Origin of the sequence: Microtetraspora sp. NBRC 13810 (assembly GCF_030268685.1) — a bacterium.
Classification (GTDB): domain Bacteria; phylum Actinomycetota; class Actinomycetes; order Streptosporangiales; family Streptosporangiaceae; genus BSRQ01.
The window spans coordinates 1-18,935 of sequence record NZ_BSRQ01000037.1 but is presented as its reverse complement, the minus strand read 5'-3'; the positions used below and the strand labels follow the sequence as shown (position 1 = coordinate 18,935).

16 protein-coding genes and 1 pseudogene are annotated in these 18,935 nt (G+C 68.0%); 9 read left to right on the top strand and 8 right to left on the bottom strand.

The window, feature by feature from the left end; genetic code table 11:
• Positions 1–90 precede the first annotated feature (90 nt).
• Positions 91–513: pseudogene (locus tag QSK26_RS40430) on the top strand (MFS transporter); the annotation flags it as partial.
• 100 nt (positions 514–613) lie between these two features.
• Here the strand turns inward: QSK26_RS40430 and QSK26_RS40425 are convergent.
• Positions 614–1,321 (bottom strand): SDR family NAD(P)-dependent oxidoreductase, encoded by a 708-nt coding sequence (locus QSK26_RS40425; RefSeq protein ID WP_285780673.1) that lies wholly within the window; start codon positions 1,319–1,321, stop codon positions 614–616.
• Between the two features lie 98 nt (positions 1,322–1,419).
• On the opposite strand from QSK26_RS40425, the gene QSK26_RS40420 reads away from it, so the two are divergent.
• Entirely contained in the window at positions 1,420–2,097 is a 678-nt protein-coding gene (locus tag QSK26_RS40420) for a TetR/AcrR family transcriptional regulator (RefSeq protein WP_285780672.1), read from the top strand.
• A 683-nt stretch (positions 2,098–2,780) separates the two neighbouring features.
• Here QSK26_RS40420 and QSK26_RS40415 read toward each other — a convergent pair.
• Together QSK26_RS40415 and QSK26_RS40410 are read right to left on the bottom strand one after the other, a co-directional pair.
• Positions 2,781–3,824 carry a WXG100 family type VII secretion target gene (locus QSK26_RS40415; protein WP_285780671.1) on the bottom strand — a complete coding sequence of 348 codons (1,044 nt, stop codon included), beginning with the start codon at positions 3,822–3,824 and terminating at the stop codon, positions 2,781–2,783.
• A gap of 364 nt (positions 3,825–4,188) precedes the next feature.
• Positions 4,189–5,127 (bottom strand): site-specific integrase, encoded by a 939-nt coding sequence (locus QSK26_RS40410; RefSeq protein ID WP_285780670.1) that lies wholly within the window; start codon positions 5,125–5,127, stop codon positions 4,189–4,191.
• A 133-nt stretch (positions 5,128–5,260) separates the two neighbouring features.
• Here QSK26_RS40410 and QSK26_RS40405 point away from each other — a divergent pair, with 133 nt between their 5' ends.
• Positions 5,261–6,874, top strand: coding sequence for an ISL3 family transposase (locus QSK26_RS40405; RefSeq protein WP_285780669.1), 1,614 nt, complete (start codon positions 5,261–5,263; stop codon positions 6,872–6,874).
• On the opposite strand, the gene QSK26_RS40400 is transcribed toward QSK26_RS40405, so the two are convergent.
• Genes QSK26_RS40400 through QSK26_RS40390 form a run of 3 tightly spaced genes read right to left on the bottom strand, consistent with a single transcriptional unit; the run spans position 6,860 to position 8,897 of the window.
• The gene (locus QSK26_RS40400; protein ID WP_285780668.1) at positions 6,860–7,423 is read right to left on the bottom strand and encodes a hypothetical protein; all 564 of its coding nucleotides are present in this window, start codon (positions 7,421–7,423) and stop codon (positions 6,860–6,862) included. The two genes, QSK26_RS40405 and QSK26_RS40400, sit on opposite strands and share 15 nt — an antisense overlap.
• Complete coding sequence (locus QSK26_RS40395; protein WP_285780667.1) at positions 7,420–7,755, bottom strand: helix-turn-helix domain-containing protein; 336 nt, start codon at positions 7,753–7,755, stop codon at positions 7,420–7,422. Before QSK26_RS40395 ends, QSK26_RS40400 begins: the two co-directional genes overlap by 4 nt.
• Positions 7,752–8,897: a tyrosine-type recombinase/integrase gene (locus tag QSK26_RS40390; RefSeq protein WP_285780666.1), complete on the bottom strand. Its 1,146-nt coding sequence runs from the start codon at positions 8,895–8,897 to the stop codon at positions 7,752–7,754. The genes QSK26_RS40395 and QSK26_RS40390 overlap by 4 nt, the downstream gene beginning before the upstream one ends.
• A 582-nt stretch (positions 8,898–9,479) precedes the next feature.
• On the opposite strand from QSK26_RS40390, the gene QSK26_RS40385 reads away from it, so the two are divergent.
• The 4 genes from QSK26_RS40385 to QSK26_RS40370 all read left to right on the top strand — a co-directional run bounded on the left by QSK26_RS40385 (position 9,480) and on the right by QSK26_RS40370 (position 14,351).
• The gene (locus QSK26_RS40385; protein ID WP_285780665.1) at positions 9,480–9,737 is read left to right on the top strand and encodes a sigma factor; all 258 of its coding nucleotides are present in this window, start codon (positions 9,480–9,482) and stop codon (positions 9,735–9,737) included.
• Positions 9,738–9,814: 77 nt separating this feature from the next.
• A complete protein-coding gene (locus QSK26_RS40380) occupies positions 9,815–12,874 on the top strand; it encodes a Tn3 family transposase (RefSeq protein WP_285780664.1) in 3,060 nt (1,019 codons plus the stop codon).
• Positions 12,875–13,081: 207 nt separating this feature from the next.
• A complete protein-coding gene (locus QSK26_RS40375) occupies positions 13,082–13,435 on the top strand; it encodes a hypothetical protein (protein ID WP_285780663.1) in 354 nt (117 codons plus the stop codon).
• Entirely contained in the window at positions 13,428–14,351 is a 924-nt protein-coding gene (locus QSK26_RS40370; protein ID WP_285780662.1) for a recombinase family protein, read from the top strand. Before QSK26_RS40375 ends, QSK26_RS40370 begins: the two co-directional genes overlap by 8 nt.
• Positions 14,352–14,407: 56 nt before the next feature.
• Here the strand turns inward: QSK26_RS40370 and QSK26_RS40365 are convergent, their stop codons facing one another.
• Both QSK26_RS40365 and QSK26_RS40360 read right to left on the bottom strand, forming a co-directional pair.
• The gene (locus QSK26_RS40365) at positions 14,408–15,265 is read right to left on the bottom strand and encodes an alpha/beta fold hydrolase (RefSeq protein ID WP_285780661.1); all 858 of its coding nucleotides are present in this window, start codon (positions 15,263–15,265) and stop codon (positions 14,408–14,410) included.
• A 65-nt stretch (positions 15,266–15,330) separates the two neighbouring features.
• Positions 15,331–15,792 carry a GbsR/MarR family transcriptional regulator gene (locus QSK26_RS40360; RefSeq protein ID WP_285780660.1) on the bottom strand — a complete coding sequence of 154 codons (462 nt, stop codon included), beginning with the start codon at positions 15,790–15,792 and terminating at the stop codon, positions 15,331–15,333.
• Between the two features lie 419 nt (positions 15,793–16,211).
• Here QSK26_RS40360 and QSK26_RS40355 point away from each other — a divergent pair, with 419 nt between their 5' ends.
• Complete coding sequence (locus QSK26_RS40355) at positions 16,212–17,210, top strand: NAD-dependent epimerase/dehydratase family protein (protein ID WP_285780659.1); 999 nt, start codon at positions 16,212–16,214, stop codon at positions 17,208–17,210.
• A 44-nt stretch (positions 17,211–17,254) separates the two neighbouring features.
• A complete protein-coding gene (locus QSK26_RS40350; RefSeq protein WP_285780658.1) occupies positions 17,255–18,406 on the top strand; it encodes an FAD-dependent oxidoreductase in 1,152 nt (383 codons plus the stop codon).
• Positions 18,407–18,935: the final 529 nt, after the last annotated feature.

Below are 18,935 nucleotides of genomic sequence, written 5' to 3'. Positions count from 1 at the left end.
CGCACCTCAACCGCGTACAGCCGGCCGGGTCTGCGCGCTCATCTGCCGCTGCTGCTTGTCGCGGGCGGACTCGGCGCGCTCGGATTCGCCGTGGAGAACGCCCACCAGAGCTGGAGCGCCGTCTACCTCGCCGATACCGTGCACGCCGGACCCGCGCTGACCGGCGCCGGGCCCGCGGTCTTCGCACTTGCCGTCTCGCTCACCCGCTTCGCGATCAGCGCGGTGAAGACCCGTCGCGCCTGGATCGTCCTCACCGCCGGCGCGGTGATCTCCGCGGCGGGGACGTCCCTGCTCGCCCTCACCGCGTCTCTCCCGCCGGCTCTGCTCGGGCTGGCCCTGGCCGCCGTCGGCACCGCCGTGCTCTTCCCCACCGTGCTCGGCCTGGCCACCGCCAACGTCCCCGCGGCCGCCCGCGGCGCCGCCACCTCGGTCGTGTCCACCTTGGCCTATCTCGGCTACCTCGCCGGGCCGGTGTATGTGGGGCACTGGGCGCAGGCGACCGGGCTGCCGGGCGCCATGCTGGCCGTGGCGGCACTCGCCGCGGCCTTGGCGCTGCTGGCGTGGCCCGCGCTCAGAGCCGTCAGCGGCGCCCTGCCACCCGGTACCGACCTCGCTACGGGGCGGGATACAGGACGTCGGCCCGGTCCCGCTTCTGCATCAGTTGCCATTCAAGATCGGCAAGCTCGTCCGGTTCCACCACGGGAAGCTCCATGTTCAGCTTCAGCTCCCCACCCTGTACGGCCTGGTCGGCCTGGCTCTGGGCGATCAGAGCCCTGACCGCGAGGCCGCCCGCGTAGACACCTCGGCCCGCCAGTTCCTCATGGAGGGTGAGGACGTAGTTCCGCGCGGCCGCCATCAACGGAACCGGCCCGGACACGCCCGCCGCCGGGATGATCACCGAGGATCCGTAGACGAAGAGAATCCCGCCGTCCCCGCGCTCCAGCATCTCCGGCAGCACGTGATGCACCAACTCGACGGGGGTCAGCAGATACAGGTTCACCCACTCCCGCAGTTCGGCGGCATCGAGATCCGCCGCGAGGGTGAGGGCGGCGGGAGTGAACGGCGCGTAGTTGAGCACGTCGATCCGCCCGAACCGTTCCCGGATCTCCGCCACGAGGGCCGGAACATCTTCGGTGCGGCGCAGGTCGGCAACGAAGCCGGCTGCCTCTATTCCCTCCGCGGCGAGGGCTGCGACCAGCTCGTCCAGGGGTTCGCGCCGACGGGCGACCAGTGCGACCCGGTACCCCTCCCGGCCGAAGCGACGGGCCACCGACCTCCCCATACCGCTGCCGGCGCCGAACACCGCGATCGTCTTGGGCATGACGCTGTCCTCTCCCACAATAGAATGAGGTATTCCCTCAAGTTAGGTCCGAGGATAACCCTAACCTGAGAGACCTCGTCAAGTTACCTGGAGGCGCCATGCCCGACCCCCGGCCCTTGCGCGCGGACGCCCGCCGGAACCTGGAGAAACTCAAGGTCGCCGCACTTGAGGTCTTCCAGGAACGCGGCCTGGAAACCCCCCTCGAAGAAGTCGCCCGCCGGGCCGACGTCAGCATCGGAACGCTGTACAACCGCTTCCGCAGCCGCCAGGAACTGATCGACGCGGTGCTTCCCGACCTCGCCCTGAGGAGCTTGGACCGCGTCATGCGCCGAGCGGGAGCCCAGGCCACTCCATGGAAGCGATTCGTCGCCTATGTCGAAGGGATGTGCGCGCTTCAAGCAGCCGACGCGGCCCTCAACGACATCATCGCGCAGGCCTACCAGAACGCCGCCGAACTGAGCGCGGCCTGCCAGAAGTCCCTCACCTTCGGGTCCCGGCTCATCGCGGAAGCCCAGGCCGACGGCTCACTCCGCACCGACCTCACCCCCGACGACATCTTCGTGATCTTCTGGCTGAACGCCCACCTGACACGGACGGTCGGCACTGCCGCCCCTGATGCCTGGCGCCGCCAGATCGCCTTCACCCTGGACGGCTTCCGCGCCGGCAACGCCACCCCGCTCCCGGTCGGACCCGGCATCGTCAAAGCTGCGGTACCGGTCATGCTGGCCGGCGACACCGGAAGCACCTCCAACCCGGAACCGTCCACCCGCCAGTAGGCACCCCGCCCGGCCGACTTCACCAGAGGCAGTTGTACAACGGCGGGCACCACTTCCCCTTGCCGCAGACAACAGGGCCACTACTCGGGTCCGCGTCACCAGTCGCAAAGTAGCGCTGAGTAACCGGTCTCTCAGTGTTGAGTGACGGTCACTCGCCGAGTCGATCAGGGAACGGCAGGGGAGCACTGTCGATAACTCGTGTCGAAAATCAATGTCGGTGAACGGAGTGGATCTCGACGGTGCTCTTCGGCTACGCGGCGCAGTGGTGAGCACTGCCTGGCCGCGGGAAATGGGGGGGGCGTGCTCGCGGGCGCGGCCGTGGCTCTATGCGGAGCTGTCACCTCGCGGGCAAAGCTCGGTTCCGCCGCCTCCAGTCACGGTACCGCGACGCCTAACCGGCGGGCTTCCGCCAGGGTGTCTCGGCAGATCTCACGCGGCTCCTCGGCCTCGGGGTTGGAGTGCGCCTCGAAAATCACGCGCGCCGCGTGGCATGGTCGGCCACATGGACGCCCTACCAGGGCCTCGCCCGTACGCTGGCCACGCCCATGGCCACCGGCTCAGGTGCGCTCGCCGAGGGTAGTCGGGCGCTGGAGCAGGCCCATGACCGCCCCGGTTGGCGGGCCGAGGCCGACAGTGTGGATCGTTCACCGGGCACCTTCGCGGATGACCGACCCGTGGCGTCCTCAGAGCCGTCCCAACATGTTCAGCTCGATGCCTGGAGCCGGGCCCGCCTCAAGCGGCTGAAGCGCGCGGGCCTCTTCGGGAATGAGACCTGCGAGCGAGATCTCGATCTCCGTTCCGCGGAGGCGTTCGATCACGTTCGCCAGTTTCCTGTTGACGTCGCCCAGGTACTCCCTGGCGTCGTCGTTGTCACCGCCCCACACGTCGGAGACCTCCCAGCCGCCCTTGTTGACCACGACGTCGAAACCGTGCTGAGCGTCCCGCACGATGTCCGCGCATTCCTGGGCGAGCAGGCCCACGGCTCCGTAACCTGCGGCCAGCGACCGGACGGACAGGGAGATACGCTGCAACGCTCTCTGCACCTCGTCCGCCGCCGGGCCGCGCCAGGGCGCGTCACGGACATCCTGGGCGCGGTAGGTCAGCCTGTGCACGACTTCGACCAGGCCGTCGGCGACACCCGTCAGGGCGACGGCGCACTGCGACAGCGTGTCCGGATCCTGTGCCATCAACGCGGCCCGGATGCCAGCTCTCGCCGGGCTCCCCGGCAACGGGATATCGAGCCCGTCAAACCCGATCGGCTGACCAGGATCCATCGAACTCGGAACGTACGCGGCGAAACGGCCGACCGGGTAGATCTCGCTGAGAGAGTACCGGCCCTCGGAAAGGGCCAGAGGCGACCGGTCCGCCGACGACCAGTCCACGGATGACATGAAAGGAAGATCCGGTGGATCGGAACTCCCTCCCAACGGAGGCAGGCCCGACAGGCCCGAGCCGGGGGGCAGGCTGGGAACACCCGGCATCGGCATCTCCGGCAGGCGGTCGGCGCTCTCGTAGGTACGGCCGGACGTGGCGATGAGGAAAGCGGCCGCGCCGGACTCGACGTAGGTGTCCTGTCGTACGCTGTCAAGCCGATCGCCGCTGACGGTGAAGACGTGTTTCAGGAAGTCGGCCCCCGGCAGGATCGGCGGAGGGCCGAACGGGAGCGCGGGAAGAGCGATATAGAGCTCGTCCAGTTCCCCCAGGAGGCGCCGGCCGATGGCCTTCAACTGGACGTGGTCGACGTCGAAGCCCTCCCGGTGCTCGGCACCCAGGCCGGGCCAGTAGCCGGGCGCCTTGGTTCCGGCGCCCCACTGGGCCCATTCCTCCGAGGGACTGGTCGGTGGTTCCGGAGCCACGAGGCACCCCTCTCCGGTCAAGATCAGTCGCGGTCAACCCTGGCAGCAATGGGCACGATCGTCAATTTCGGCCTACCTGCGGCTGGGACACGTTCAATTGCGACATGAGGTCGCACGTTGTGAGTGATCACGAGGAAAGGAGGCCCGGCGATGTCGGGACCCTGATCCAGGCCCCGGGACTGGTAAAGATCGATGATCGTGTGATCTGAATTCCCGTCTCGGTCTTTGCCTCTGTTCACTCCGCGTGATCGTTTGGGGCGTAGCGGCTCCATGTCCCGCCCGCTTCGGAGGCGAGCCGGGTGGTGGTCTTGTCGTGAAAGCCGAGGGCCCTGGCGATGACGGGAGCGGGGGCTTGGAGAACCAGTTGCCGGAGGGCGGCGGTGCGGGCGGCTCGGCCGGGGATGCCGAGGTCGCGGACTAGGTCGGCCAGGCTGCGGTGGTGGAGTGGCTGGCCAGCTCGGCGTCCGGGGAAGAGCCAGCGGGCGTCGGCGTTGGTGGCCGTGTTCATGTTGGTGCGCTCGGCTTTGGCTTGGAGCAGCAGGTCGGAGAAGGGGGCGGGGACCGGAGTTGGTGGGTCGCCCAGACGGATGAGGACCTGGCCGTCGGTGTCGTGGACGACGTCGTCGAGGGTGAGCCGGACGATGCGACTGGCCGGCTGGGCATAGAGCAGCATCAGGCAGGCCGCGGCTCGTGAACGGACCGGCCCAGCTGCCTCGTCCAGGGCCCGGCGCAGGAGTTCGAGCCGCCGGTGCTGGGTGAGTGGCCGTCCTTCCACCCGATTCAGCCGTGGCAGCCTGAGCGCTCGTGGCGTGCGCCCGGTGCGCATCGCCCAGGTGAGGAAGGCGCGCAGGGAACGATGCTCGTGAGGCTTGTGCGTGGCGTGCCAGAGGTCGACGTCGTTTTGTCCCAGCTGGTCGAGGGAGCGTTGCCGCTGTGTGAGCCAGAGAAGGAACTCGTGGGTCCGGTTGAACTCCTGCGTCGCGTGGACGACGGTGCTGCCTGCCAGCGGGCGGATGGCAGCACGTTCTCGAAGCTTGACCATTTGATGCCAGGTCGCGAACCGCTGCAGCAACGGCAGATGGCCCTGATCGGCGAGCTCGGCCAGGCGTCGCAGCAACCAGCTTTCGACATGCAGCAGGTGCTTGTCGACTTCGGGGAGCAGGCCGCAGGACATGAGCAGGTCGCGGAGATGTGCGGCCGGCCGCCAATCGGGATGTTCGTGGTGTCAACGACGCTCGAATACTGGGTCTGGCACACATTCCGTGATCTTCCGGTGGACTCGGCTCGCGGCTTGTTGATCATGTTGCGTGACTGTCTCGGAGCTGCTGGAAGTCTTCCTCCCTCACCTGGCCGGCATCTGTATCGAGCGCGTGTCCCGCATCGGCAAGTCGGTACGGATCCAAGCCAGAACGGGCACGTCGCAGGCGGCATGTCCTGCATGCGGAGGGGTGTCGGAGAGGGTGCACAGCCGATACGAACGGCGGCTGTGCGATGCCGCCATCGGCGGTCAGGAAACCTTGATCCATCTACTGGTGACACGCTTCTTCTGCCGCAACCCAGCTTGCTGCAAGCAGACCTTCGCCGAGCAGGTGCCCGGGCTGACCGTGCGCTACGGCCGCCACAGCACTGCCCTGCTGCAAACGTTACGGGCGATCGCGCTGGCGCTCGGCGGCCGGGCCGGCGCCCGACTCACCGACCGGCTCGCCACGACGGTGAGCCGGATGACCTTGATCCGGATCATCCGCGCCCTGCCCGAGCCCGCTCTGCAAGCTGGGCCGCAGGTGCTCGGCGTGGATGACTTCGCCCTGCGCCGGGGCCACCGCTACGGCACCATCCTGATCGACATCACCACCCGACGGCCCATCGACATGCTCGACGAACGCTCCGCCGACGCGCTGGCCGCCTGGCTGACCGACCACCCCGGCGTCCAGATCATCTGCCGCGACCGCGCCGGCAGCTATGCCGAAGGCGCCGCCCGCGGCGCACCTGAGGCAACCCAAGTCGCCGATCGCTGGCACATGTGGAGAAACCTCAGCGAAGCCGTCGAACGCACCCTGGCCAAACACCGCACCGTCCTACGTGACCTCCCGCCACTCACCCCACCGACCGAAACCGGCGAAGCCCACACCCCGCCAGCCAGGCCAAACGCCCAACCACCGGCTCGAACAGGACCACTGGCCGAGCGGACGCGACAGCGGCATGCCTCCATCCACCACCTGCTCGCCCAAGGGCGGGACCTGCGCGCGATCGCCACCGAGCTTGGCCTGGCCCGCAACACCGTGCGCCGCTTCGCCCGAGCCGCCACTCCCGAGGAACTGCTGGTTAAGGACGGCACCGGACGCCGCCCGCGAGCCTTGGATGCCTTCGAGCCCTACCTGCGTCAGCGCTGGAACGAGGGCTGCACCAACGCCGAACAGCTCTACCAGGAACTCCGCGAACGCGGTTACCGCGGCGCTCCCACCACCGTCCGCCAATACCTGCAGTCCTGGCGCTCGGACACCATCAGGCGACCTCCGGTTTCGTCCGCGCCCACGGTGCGGCAAGCCACCGGATGGCTGCTGCGCAACCCCGCCACCCTCACCGTTGACGAGCAGCGGCACCTGGACGCACTCACCACCGCCTGCCCACCCCTGGCCATGCTCTACGACCACGTCCGCGCCTTCGCCGACATGATGGTCAACCGGCACGGCCATCATCTTGAACGCTGGATGGTCGCAGCCGACGCCGACGACCTACCCGAACTGCGCTCCTTCATCATGGGCCTGCGCCGCGATCTCGACGCAGCCCGGGCGGGTCTGACCTTGCCCTACAGCTCTGGCCCGGTGGAGGGACACGTCAACCGCATCAAGATGCTCAAGCGACAGATGTATGGACGAGCCAACCCCGACCTGCTGCGCAAACGCGTCCTACTCGCCGACTGAGCACGCCCCTTCACGGAATTCGTGCCAGACCCAGTTTTCACGTGTCGTCGACACGTGGAATGCCTGGTGGGAAAGCGGCATGGTCCCGGTTGCCAGGGCGGTCAGCAACCCTTGGACCTTCGCGCTTGCCAGCCAGGCCAGTCCGCTCTTAGGTCGCGGCATGCCGGTCAGCAGGTGATGCAGCGGGATGAGCGCAGGGCTGACGCGTCCGGTGCCCTCGTCGAGGAGTTTGTCAAGCCGGTCGTGCAGGGTGCAGCGTTCGCAGAGGCGTCCGCCGAGGAGGTGGGCTTCGATTCCGCAGCGCCCGCAGCGAAAGTCGCGGGTGATGCCTGAGCAGTCCCGGCAGGCCGCTTTGTCATGGCGGCGGCCCGGCAGCAGCCGGTCGGTTCCGCAGCCGGGGCAGATGCCGTAGGTGCGGGCGGCCTTCTCGCAGCAGGTCCGGCAGATCAGGCCTTCCCAGTTGGCGGCCTTGGACGCCCGCCGACCGCAACGGACGCATTCGCCCATGTGCCGGCGCTCGTATTCCTCCCTGGTGCGGTAGGCGCTCATTCTTGGGGCCGGATGCGGGCGCGCTTGGGCCGGACGGCAGCCAGATCGGTCACCGGGGCTCCGCTCTCACCCGTGGCGGTACGGCGCGGCCGGACATCCTCTGCCCTGGTGGCGATGAGGTCGGCAGGGTTGCAGTCGAAGATGTCACAGAGTGCGGCCAGGACCGGAAGGGAGAGGCGTTCGGGGCTCTGGGTGACCAGGCGCCAGATCTGCACCGACGACAGGGTAATCCCCCGGTCGGCCAGCGGCTGGGCGAGGTCGGTGGCGTTGAACATGCCGTGGGCGGCCATGAGCTCGCGTAGCCGCCACTGGTAGCTGACCTGGCGTTTCATCGTGTCTTCCTTCCGGGCTCCAGCGCTGCGCTGAGCGTGGCCTCCATCGCCTTGCGCAGGGTCCGGGTGCGGAAGTCGGAGGAGACACAGGTGTAGATGGAGGTGGTGGAGGCGTGCTCGTGGCCGACTTGCTCCTGAACGAACCGGGGATCCCATCCGTCCTCGACCAGGTGCGTGACGTAGGAGCGGCGGAAGGAGTGGAAGTCCAGGCCCCGATCGAGTCCCAGCGCGTCGCGGTAAGTGGCGAAGCGGGTGTTCATCTGGGAGAACCCGATCCGCGGTCCGCGTTCGGAGGGCCAGAGCGCGGGCGAGTCCACGTTGCTGAAGACCGGGCGGACCTCTTGTGTCCACTGGGTGAGGATCTCGACGATCCAGTCCATTCCTCCGACGCCGTCTCGTGGGCCGACTGTCAGCACGCTGCGCCGCTTGGGCGGGGAGCCTTTCATAGCCTTGCCGAAGCGGACGTAGCAGACGCCGAAGTCGCCGAATGGGCGGGCGTGAGGGTTGGGGCCGAAGTCGGCCAGGTCGAGCATCCGTGTCTCCCTTCTGCGTAGTCCGTAGGCGTAGGCGGTCTTGAACAAGGTGGCGTCCCTGAAGGCGGGCAGCCATCCCTTGCGGCCGGCACCGCTGATCCGCTCGACTTGCTCGTCGGCGTGGTCGAAGAAGGCTTGCAGTTCATCGCGTGTGAAGGCGCGCTTGGCCGGATCGGCTTCGGATTCCTGCAGGTGGGTGGCGGTGTTCCACTCGTGACAGACCTGGATGGGGTGCGTGCCGAACCGGCGCTCACACTCGGCGGCCCAGCCGTAGGCGGGATCGGTGATAAAGGCGCAGAACGACCGGATGGCCTCGGAGTAGTTACGCAGGGTCGACTGTTTCAGATGCCGGACCGCCCGCAGGTCGCCCAGCCAGTCGTCGACCATCTTCGGCGCCCACTCCCATGGGTGAGCGTCGGCGTGGCGGGTGAAGGCATTCACCGCGTTCAACCTGCCCTCGATCGTGGAGAGAGCAAGGTTGCGGGCCAGTTGCTGGTTGCGCCACCCGTCCAGCATGGCGTCGGCCACCTGCTCTTCCGGGCGCAGCAGCACCGTTCCGCCCACAAGGTGCAGGCTGGCCGCTCCCGGCACCGCCCCGTCCCGGCTCACGCTTTCGTCACCCTCCGTCTGGTTACATCGAACGAAGGGATCTTTCATCAGAAGTAATCAAGACGCAAACGCGCAGGTGAAAGCACGCCTCATAAGGCGGCCATGGGAGCAGTGCCGCTGGCACGTATGGCACACCCATCGCGCTTGACCACGCATACCAGCGGACTTCAGCCCAGCACGACGATGTGCTGTGTGATCGCAGACTTCATCAGATGGAATCGCGGTCAGTTGGAGGAGTGGACCGGATATTGGCGCTATCGCTTTGGCGAGAACGATCTCCGGCAGCTATCGCAGATAACACCCGCCTGGACGCGCTCGGCTCGGCGTGCGGCTGGTGGCGCGACCGGGACTGGCTGAGCGTTGATCCGCTGCGCCGCCTTCGCCGCCGGTCTCGTTCGACCTGAGGCACGTCTCGCGGAATGGAGCGAAGTCTACGAGAGGCTCTGGGCTGGGCCGACGCGCCCAACCCACGCCTTTGTCTCCGCCCGCCATCGAATTTCCCTGGATCGCACCCACCGTCGGGCAACCCGTCGCCGTGGCCGATGCGTCTGTACCGTCAGCAGACCAACGGAAGGCGACTAGGTGGCCGATAGGGCGATATTTCAGGACTTCGTGGTGGCGCGGTCCGACCGGCTCCTGCGCTTCGCGTACCTCCTCACCCACGACTGGGCCACAGCCGAGGACCTCCTGCAGGAATCCTTGGCCAAGGCGTGGTTCGCCTGGCCGGGCATCGACGAGCCGGAGGCGTACGTGCGGCGCGTGCTCATCACGACCTATACCGGGGTCCCCGTAGCAAACAGCGAAAATCCAACGGATATAGCTCTGAACTGCGGTTACTGAGGTTTTTAGGACGGTTGTTGATCTCTTCGGCTACGGTTCGTCATGGTTCGTGTGTTCTGTGACGTCCGGGGTGGTTGATGTCGACGCGGTTCCTGTCTGATGAGCAGTTGGAGCGTCTACGGTCGTTCCCTGACATTGGGCGTGAGGAGCTGAACAAGTACTTCACGTTGACGCCGCGTGAGCACGGGTTCCTGGACGGACCGGGCCGCGGTCCAGAGGCCAGATTGGGGCTGGCCGTTCAGCTCTGTACGTTGCCCTGGCTCGGCTATATCCCCGATGACCTCCTGGAGATTCCGCAGGCGGCGTTGCTGCGGTTGGCGGGCCAGATGGCGGTGTTCCCCGGGATGCTGGAGGCATACGACCGGTCGACGCGGAAGCGGCCTCAGACCCGTAGCGATCACCTGAAGCTGGTGATGAAGTACCTGACGTGGAAGAACCTCAAGCCGGGCAGTATCCAGTGGAAGGAACTGGAGCAGTTCCTCCTGGACCGGGCGATGGAGCACGACACCCCGAGTCTGTTGTTCCAGCAGGCGGTGGAGCACCTGCAGGCTGCCCAGGTGGTGCGGCCTGGTGCGGTCACGCTGATGGAGTTGGTGACCGCCGCCCGGAACGCGGCGGCAAAGCTGACCACTCAGAAGGTCGGGCACCTGCTCACCAGGCCGATGCGGTCGGACCTAGACCGGCTGCTCGTGGAGGACCTGGAGATCGGGACGTCCAGGCTGCGATGGCTGACGACGCCGGCGGCGGAGGCGTCCGCCCCGGCGATCGGGGTGTCGATCGACAAGCTGATGTACCTGCGGGCGATGGACGCCCACCAGCTCGATTTGTCGATGCTGCCCCGGGAGCGGCGCCGATTCCTGGCCACGGTGGCTCGCCGCTCCACGGTACAGGGCCTGAAACGGCGGGAGGAGCGCCGCTATCCGATCTTGCTAGCCCTGGTGGCCCAGTCTGCGGTCGACCAGCTGGACGAGGTCATCGCGTTGTTCGACCAGGCGGTATCGGCCCGGGAGTCCCACGCGAAGGCCAAGACGGACGAGGCACTCGCCGAGCGGGCCAAGAGGGGCGAGGCCCGCCAGTTGCTGATGGATGTGATCTTGCCGGTCTTGGTCGACCCGGGCATCGACGACGACCAGGTCGGCGGGATCCTGCGGGAGCGGATCGGGATGGACAAGCTCCGCGAGGTCTCGGCGATCAACTGGAAGCCGCTCCCTCGCGACCACGGCCGCCTTGCCGCGCTGGAGGCCTCCTACACCTACCTGCGCCGCTTCACCCCGAAGGTGCTGTCCACGGTCGACTTCCACGGCGGGCCTGGTGCCCAGGACCTGATGACCGCGTTGAGGATGTTGAAGGAGTTGAACCGGGCCGGCGGCCGGAAGGTCCCGGCCGGGGCGCCGACGTCGTTCGTGCCGGCCAGGTACGCCGACTACCTCGCCAAGGCCCGCAAGGCGGGAGACGACACGGCGTTTCGGCACTACTGGGAGCTGTGCGTGGTTCTCGCCCTGCGCGACGGCTTGCGGTCAGGGGATGTGTTCGTCCCGGGCTCGCGCCGGTACGCCGATCCCGGGACGTACCTGTTCACGCCGGAGCAGTGGGAGGGCAAGCGGGCGGAGTTCTGCCAGCTCGTCCGCAAGCCCGCAGGCGTGGGCGAGGCGATCGACCACGTCAAGGAAGAGTTTCACCAGGCCCTCGAAGACCTGGAGGAGACCCTCGCGAACGCCTCCCCGAACGATGTCGGCGCGGTTCGCCTGGATGAGGAGGGACGGCTGGTCATCCCGCCGCTGTCGGCCGAGGACATCCCCGCGGAGGCCAAGGCGCTGCGCGAAGAGCTGGCGGGGATGCTGCCGTTCGTGCCGATCGCCTCGCTGCCGATCGAGTTGGACGTCCGCACGAAGTTCCTAGACTGCTTCACCCACGCCGGCGGCAGGAAGATCAACCTGTCGGTGGAGACACGGCGCAACATCCTCGCGGTGCTCATCGCGGGCGCCACGAATCTGGGATTGACCCGGATGTCGGAGGCGTGTGGCGTCTCCTACGACACCCTGGCCTGGACCCAGGAGTGGTACGTGCGGGAGGAAACGCTCCGCGAGGCCAACACGGTGCTGGTCAACCACCACTACCAGTTGGAGCTGGCCAAGAAGTTCGGCGGCGGCACCATGTCCTCCTCCGACGGGCAGCGCTTCCCCGTCCGGGGCAAGTCCCTCACCGGCCGGGACATGAACATCCACGGCGGGAAGGTTCTGTCGACCTACACCCATGTGTCCGACCAGTGGTCGACCTACGGCACCAAGCAGATCATCCCCACCACCCGCGAGGCCAACTACACCCTGGACGAGCTCCTCGGAAACGAGAGTGACCTGCCGATTCATGAGCACGCGACCGACACCCACGGCGCGACCTTGGTGAACGTCGGGTTGTTCGACCTGGTCGGCAAAGCATTGACGCCGCGGATTCGCGACCTGGGAAAGATCACCATGCTGCGGGTCGACTCCCCGGCCGCCACCAACGTGCTCTACCCGCACGCCGGGCCGCTGCTGGCCGACCGGTGGAACGAGGACCTGATCCGCGGCACCTGGGACGACATGCTGCGGATGGCCGGATCTCTGAAGTTTGGTGAGGCGACCGCATCCCTGGTGGTCGGGAAGTGGTCGGCGGCCTCCCGGCAGAACACCCTGGCCGCGGCGATTAAAGAGTGGGGACGCATCCGCAGGACCATTCACGCCGCCCGCTACCTGTCGGACCCGGTGTACCGGCGGAAGATCTCCCGGCAGCTCAACAAGGGCGAGTCCCTGCACGCACTCCGCCGAGACCTGCACTACGCCCAGCAGGGCGTCATGGTCCGGCCGCATCTGCAGGACCAGACCGAGCAGTCCTGGTGCCTCACCATCTTGACCAACGCGGTGATCACCTGGACGACCGAATACTACGCGATGGGAATCAAGGAGCTGCGCGAGCAGGGCCGAGAGGTCCCTGACGAGCTGCTCTCGTTCATCGCCCCCGGCCACCGGGAGAACATCAACTTCTTCGGCTTCATCGAGGTCGACATCGAAGGCGAGACCGCCAAACTCGACGACGGATGGCGGCCACTGCGGCCCACCCTGGTGAACGAGGCCGGCACTACCTTCCTGCTCAACCCCTGACCGAGGATCAGCCCGACGACAAGCGGGGGCGGAATCGGTCGATTCCGCCCCCGCGCTCGGATCCAATCAGGACACGTTCGTCACCTGCGGAAACGGCGGGCCGATCCAATGGGATCTGATCCAGATTTACGCCTCCCCTTTTCGCCCCCTAGGGTAGGACGCAGAGACTCACCGGACGTCACCTGGCCCATCTTGAAGGGGGACACCATGGCCCTGCTGAAGCAGACCGACTGGAACGACCACGAGATCCCCCACACTGCGGCGGACGTCACCCGCCACGAGCAGCGAGTCGCCCGGGTTCGCGTGGAGGTCGGCGAGATCCGCGCCGCTGCACGCGTGATGCGTGGAGAGGGCGGCGCGTTCCTCGAGGAGGTCGCCGCCTTCCTCGACCGCGAGGCCCTGCAACTCGACCGGGCCAACGAGGCCGACGGTTCGGTCGAACTGGACCCGCGGAACGACACCCGCGAGCAGAGCGGCTACGCCCCGACCGGCGCGCGCCGAGCCCTGCTCATCGCTCGCGCCTTCACCCGCACCCGCTCCGGAGATGCCGGGCATGGCTGACCGCATCTACCTGCGGCACTCCACCGACAAGCAGACCGACGCCCGTCAGCGGCACGTCCTGGCCACCCGGCTGGCCGCAGGCGCCTCCGTCTACGAGGACCCGGCGACCTCCAGCCGCCAGTTCTCCCTGGAGCGCGCGGGATTCACCACGTTGCTGCACCAGGCCGCCGTGGGCGACACCATCCGCATCGCCGACGCCGCCCGCCTGTTCCGCTCCGTCGCCGACATCCTCGCCCTGCGCCCGGTGCTCATCCGCCGGGGCCTGCACCTGCGCGTGGAGTCCGGGCTACTGTCCGGCATCGACCTGGCCAGCGACGACCCCGGCACCAAGATGATGGTCTCCGTCCTGGCCGCCGTGCTGGAATTCCAGCGCGACATGATCAGCGAGAATACCCGCGAGGGCGTCGCCGCCGCCGAAGCCGCCGGCAAGACCCTCGGCCGCCCCGCGGCCCTCGACCAGGACAAGGCGGCCTCCGTCGTACAGGCCTACGGGCAGGGCAGCGCCGTCAAGGCCCTGGCCCGCCAGCACCGGGTCGCCCCCAAAACCATCCGCCGCATCCTGGACGCCGCCGGCGCTCGCGCCCTGCCCGACCACCTCGCCATGGCTCCGGCCGACACCGGCGAGCCCCCACCCGACCCGGACGTGATCCTCGACCTGCCCGGCCTGCTGGTCGACCACCTGCGCACCATCGGCGACGAAGCCGTCCGCCAGGCCCTCGCGTCCGGGCAGATCATCCGCCGCGGCCACGGTTATTCGGTTCGCCTCACGGCCCCGCTTGCGCTCCACCGCGCCGCGCTGGAGCAAAGCGCCGCCCTTGCCGACGGCGCCGGACCGGCCGAACGCAAAGCGCACCGAGCCTACGCCGCCCGCGTCACCGCCGAAGCCGACCCCGGCCAGCGGCGCGGTCCTCGCTGAGCGCCCTGCCACAGCGCGGGCCGGCATATTCCCGCCAGCAAGAGTTCCTCAGTTACTCAGATCGTGGCGAGGAAGTCCTTGATCCTCTGAGCGATCGCGGGGTAGTCGGGGGCGAACCAGATCATGTGGCCGTCGGCCCGGCTTTCCACCAGTTCGGCCCGGGGGATGGTCGCGGCGAGGGATTCGGCGTGGGTGAAGGGGACCGAGCGGTCGGTGCGGGTGGCGATGACCAGGGCCGGTTGGGTGACCTGATCGGCGCAGTCCGGTACGGCCAGCATGTCGTTGACGAAACCCGCACCTGAGCGCATCAGGGTGAACAACGCGATCAGCTCGGCCTGGTCGTGCTCGCTCAGTGCGGCCATGACGTGGCGGACGGGCAGGGTGGACAGGTCGCGCAGCAGCAACCGTAATCCCGCCTGCGGTGCGATGCGCATCAGCAGCCGCACCGCCGCCCAGGTCGCGGCTTCGGCGCTCGCGTTGAACACCAGGCGGCCCCCCAGGCGGGTGCGCCGGTCCGGCCAGGGTAGGAAGGCGACCGCGCTTTGCAGGATCACCCGCTCCACCAGGTGCGGATGACGCGCCGCCATGGTGAGCGCGGTGCGGCCGCCTGCTGAGATGCCCACTACCGCAGCGACCTGCTCGATGCCCAAGGTGTGGCACAGGTCGGCGGTGACGTCGGCGAAGGCGGCCGGGGTGATGCCGGTGGCCAGGGGCGTGCGGCCGTAACCGGGACGGGAGGGGATGAGCACCCGATACCCCGAGGTGGTGAAGACCTCCTCACCCAGGGGCAGCCCGGCCCGCATGTGACCTCCATGGAACACGACGACCACCTGCTGTCCTTCGCCGTCCAGCCGGTACTCCACCACACCTGCCGCCAGGCGGGCAGTGATCGCGTCTCGCTCCAGGATCGCCATAGATCGTCATGCTTGCATACCCGCTCAGGTCGGCATGACCCCGTCAGGACGGAGTTGGGGTCTGATCAGCCGAGCTGTTGCTGTTGCCAGCGGTGCAGCAGGGTGGGGATCTCACCGAGCATGAACTGGTAAAAGTCGCGCATCTGAGTCAGCCGCCGGTGGGCGGGGTCCTGCGGCGCGGTGGTCTTGATCCCGGTTTCGGCGGCGTGGAGCATGGTCTGGGTGAGGGTGTTCTGGGTGGAGAACAAGGTGGCCCAGGCGTCGTCGCGCATCCGGTAGTGCTCGCGGCGGCTGCCGGGGGCCGGCAGACGCTCAAGCAGGCCGACCGACAGCAGTGACTTGAGAGCACCGGAGACCGAGCCGACGCTGACGCCGAGCTGGTCGGCGATCTCGCCCATAGTGACCGTCTCCTGGTCGGTGAACAGGAACACCGCCAGGGTGCGCGCGGCCATGCGCTGCAAGCCGCCCTCGGTCAGTGCCAGGGCCAGCCGTTCCGCGGCCTGCCACTGCTCTTTCCTGTCGTCCACGCGTCACCTCCTGTGGATCACAGGATAGCGGAGAAACATTAGTGTTCAGAAATTTCCGAAAGTTCGCTATGTTGCTCACTACCGGACTTCGTGAAGAAGATCGGTGGTGTGCCGGGAAGCCTGGTCGGCGATGGAGATACAACCGCCTCGACCAGGAGATGACCCCGATGACCAGCCCAGCGGCCCGTACCGGCCTACGGCGCGAGTGCGTCCCCGCATCGCTCGGCCGCTCGCTCACCGCTTCGGGTACGGCCACCGGATCAGGCCGCACATCTTCAGCGGCGCCCGGCCTGGCCTGGGCCGCGACCGGAGAACCGGCGAGCCATCGGCGATGCGAACGCTGCGCCTATCCAGCCACGACATCCTTCACGGCCACGATCGCCTTCCGGCGACCTGGCCTCCAACCTGCCTGGAGCGTCATGAAACTACTCGTCCTCGGCGGTACCCATCACGTGGGACGCGCCGTCGTGGAAACCGCGCTCGGCCGCGGCGATGAGGTGACCGTGCTCAACCGGGGCATCAGCCGCCCACCGGCCCCCGGCATCCGAGCCCTGGTCGCCGATCGCACCGACACCGAAGCCGTCCGCGCGGTGCTGGGACGACACGACTGGGACGCCGTCATCGACACCTGGGCGTGGGCGCCGCGCGTGGTGCAAGACAGCGCACGCCTGCTGGCCGACCGGGCCGGGCACTACGGGTACGTCTCCAGTCGCGGAGTCCACCGCTGGCCCTGGCCACCGGCCGCGGACGAACACGCTCCGCTGGTCGACGGCGACCCGGCCAGCGACGACAACAGCGACTACGCCGCCGCCAAGCGCGGCGGGGAGCTGGCCGCCATCGAGGCGTTCGCCGAACGCGCCCTGCTGGCCCGGGCCGGAATGATCCTGGGACCGTATGAGGACGTCGGCCGCATCCCGTGGTGGCTGCGCCGCCTGGAAAAGGGCGGCCGGGTACTGGCCCCCGGCCCGGCGGAGACGCCGTTGCAGTACATCGACGCCCGCGACATGGCCGCCTGGATGCTCCTCGCCGCCGAGCGCGGCATCGGTGGCGCCTTCACCGTGACCGGCCGCCCGGGTGCCGTCACGATCGGAGACCTGCTGGAGACGGCGCTGGAGGTGACCGGGTCCGACGCCGAGCTGGTATGGGCGCCCGCGGAGCTGCTGCAGGCGGAGGGCTTGCCGCTCGGTATGGAGCTCGGGCTCCGATTCCCGCATGACCCCGCGCCGACCGGCCTGCACGACGCCGACGTCAGCGCCGCCTTCGCCGCAGGACTGACCTGCCGCCCACTGCGGGACACGATCACCGACACCTGGGCCTGGCTGCGGGCCGAAGGAGATCCCACACCGCGCCCCGACGCACCCTCGCCGGACACCTGGCTCGATCCCGTCAAAGAGCAGCACGTTCTCGACCGGCTCTGACGCCAACCCAGATCACCACACGGCTAACACGGCTAAGGAGCCTCATGCGCGTCATCATCATCGGAGCAGGCATCGCCGGCCTGGCCGCCGCTCTGCGGCTGCGCCAGATCGGCTGGGAAAGTCTCATCATCGAGCGTGCGCCCCAGCGTCGCGGCGGCGGCTACGGGGTTGCCTTCGGCGGCATCGGCTACGACGCCGCCGAGCGGATGGGCATCCTGCCCGCGCTCAAGGACAAGGCATTCATCACCAAGGAGCTCGTCTACCACAAGGCCAATGGACAGCGGAGCTTCTCCCTGACCCGCGAGACCATCGCGGCCACCATGGGCAACCGGTCGATGAACATCCTGCGCGGCGACGTGGAGACCGTCTTGTACGAGGCGGTCCGCGACACGACCGAGATCCGCTTCGCCACCACCATCGACGCCATCGACCAAGACGAGCGGGCGGTGCACGTCACCCTCAGCGACGGCAGCATCGAGCACGCCGATCTGCTCATCGGCGCCGACGGCCTGCATTCGGCCACGCGCGCCCTGGCCTTCGGCCCCGAAGAGGACTATCGCCTCGACCTTGACCACATGGTCGCCGTCTACATGCTCGACAAACGGCCGGCGGCCATCGCGCAGGGAACCACCGGCACCCTTTCCGCGGGCGGCCGCACCGTTGCCGTCATCAGTGTTGGAGACGGCAGGAACGTCGCCTTCTTCGGCTACCGCACCGATCGCAGCACAGGCACACCGGCCGACGGCCCGCACAAGACACTGCCTCGCGTCTACGGCGACATGGGCTGGGTGGTGCCCGAGGTCCTCGCGGGCCTTCAGACGGCCGATTCCATCTACTTCGACACGATCAGCCAGATGGTCCTCGACACGTGGAGCCGTGGCCGCGTGGTCCTGCTCGGCGACGCCGCCTGGTGCGTCACGCTGTTCGCCGGATACGGCTCCTCACTCGCCGTCGGCGGCGCCGACCTGCTCGGCGCCGCACTGGAGAACAACCCGGGCGACATCCCCGCGGCCCTGGCCCAATGGGAGGCTGGCCTCCGCCCGGAGGTGGAAAGGAAACAGAAGCTGGGCCGCCGAGTCAAAGGCGTCTACGCCCCCGCCAACCCCTTCGTCCTATGGCTGAGCCAACTGCCCCTGCGGCTGGCATCCCTGGGCCCGGTTCGCCATTACATGGCGCGCCGCTACATCAAGGGCTGAACATCAACCCGGGCTCACCGTTGCGTTCCTACCAGACCCCATAGTCCAGGGTCGGTGAGGTCGCCGCGTGCCGCGTGGATCCACTCCGTCCAAGCCGCACATCACAACGCCACCGGCCCACCCATGAGCCCTGACCTGCGAAAATGCTCTTATGAAGCGCATCCGAACGGAAAGTCACGGTAAGCCGCTCAACTCAACTCGGCTAACGGAACTTTTCGTTCCGATGCTCGTCATGCCTTACTACAGCAGAGCGCAGCCCTGGCCGAGCAGACCGCCGGACCAGCCGCGCGCAAGGCGCACCGGACGTACACCACCCGCGTCGCATCTGCCTGCAATGAACTCTAAGAACCCGCAGTTCAGAGCTATATCCGTTGGATTTTCGCTGTTTGCTACGGGGACCCCATACCTCGTGGTGGCGCAGGCGGTGGCGCCGGGAGCTGCCCAGCGACGGCCTGCCGGAGGAGCCGGTGCACGACCAGGTGACGGACGAGCGGGCGACGCTCTGGCAGGCGGTGGGCCGGCTGCCCGC

Excerpts from the sequence above, each read along its gene's own strand:
- QSK26_RS40380 (WP_285780664.1), top strand. The coding sequence starts at position 9,815 with ATGTCGACGCGGTTCCTGTCTGATGAGCAGTTGGAGCGTCTACGGTCG.
- QSK26_RS40425 (WP_285780673.1), bottom strand. The coding sequence starts at position 1,321 with ATGCCCAAGACGATCGCGGTGTTCGGCGCCGGCAGCGGTATGGGGAGG.
- QSK26_RS40400 (WP_285780668.1), bottom strand. The coding sequence starts at position 7,423 with ATGAGCGCCTACCGCACCAGGGAGGAATACGAGCGCCGGCACATGGGC.
- QSK26_RS40410 (WP_285780670.1), bottom strand. The coding sequence starts at position 5,127 with ATGTCCTGCGGCCTGCTCCCCGAAGTCGACAAGCACCTGCTGCATGTC.
- QSK26_RS40365 (WP_285780661.1), bottom strand. The coding sequence starts at position 15,265 with ATGGCGATCCTGGAGCGAGACGCGATCACTGCCCGCCTGGCGGCAGGT.
- QSK26_RS40395 (WP_285780667.1), bottom strand. The coding sequence starts at position 7,755 with ATGAAACGCCAGGTCAGCTACCAGTGGCGGCTACGCGAGCTCATGGCC.
- QSK26_RS40350 (WP_285780658.1), top strand. The coding sequence starts at position 17,255 with ATGCGCGTCATCATCATCGGAGCAGGCATCGCCGGCCTGGCCGCCGCT.
- QSK26_RS40370 (WP_285780662.1), top strand. The coding sequence starts at position 13,428 with ATGGCTGACCGCATCTACCTGCGGCACTCCACCGACAAGCAGACCGAC.
- QSK26_RS40355 (WP_285780659.1), top strand. The coding sequence starts at position 16,212 with ATGAAACTACTCGTCCTCGGCGGTACCCATCACGTGGGACGCGCCGTC.
- QSK26_RS40375 (WP_285780663.1), top strand. The coding sequence starts at position 13,082 with ATGGCCCTGCTGAAGCAGACCGACTGGAACGACCACGAGATCCCCCAC.
- QSK26_RS40420 (WP_285780672.1), top strand. The coding sequence starts at position 1,420 with ATGCCCGACCCCCGGCCCTTGCGCGCGGACGCCCGCCGGAACCTGGAG.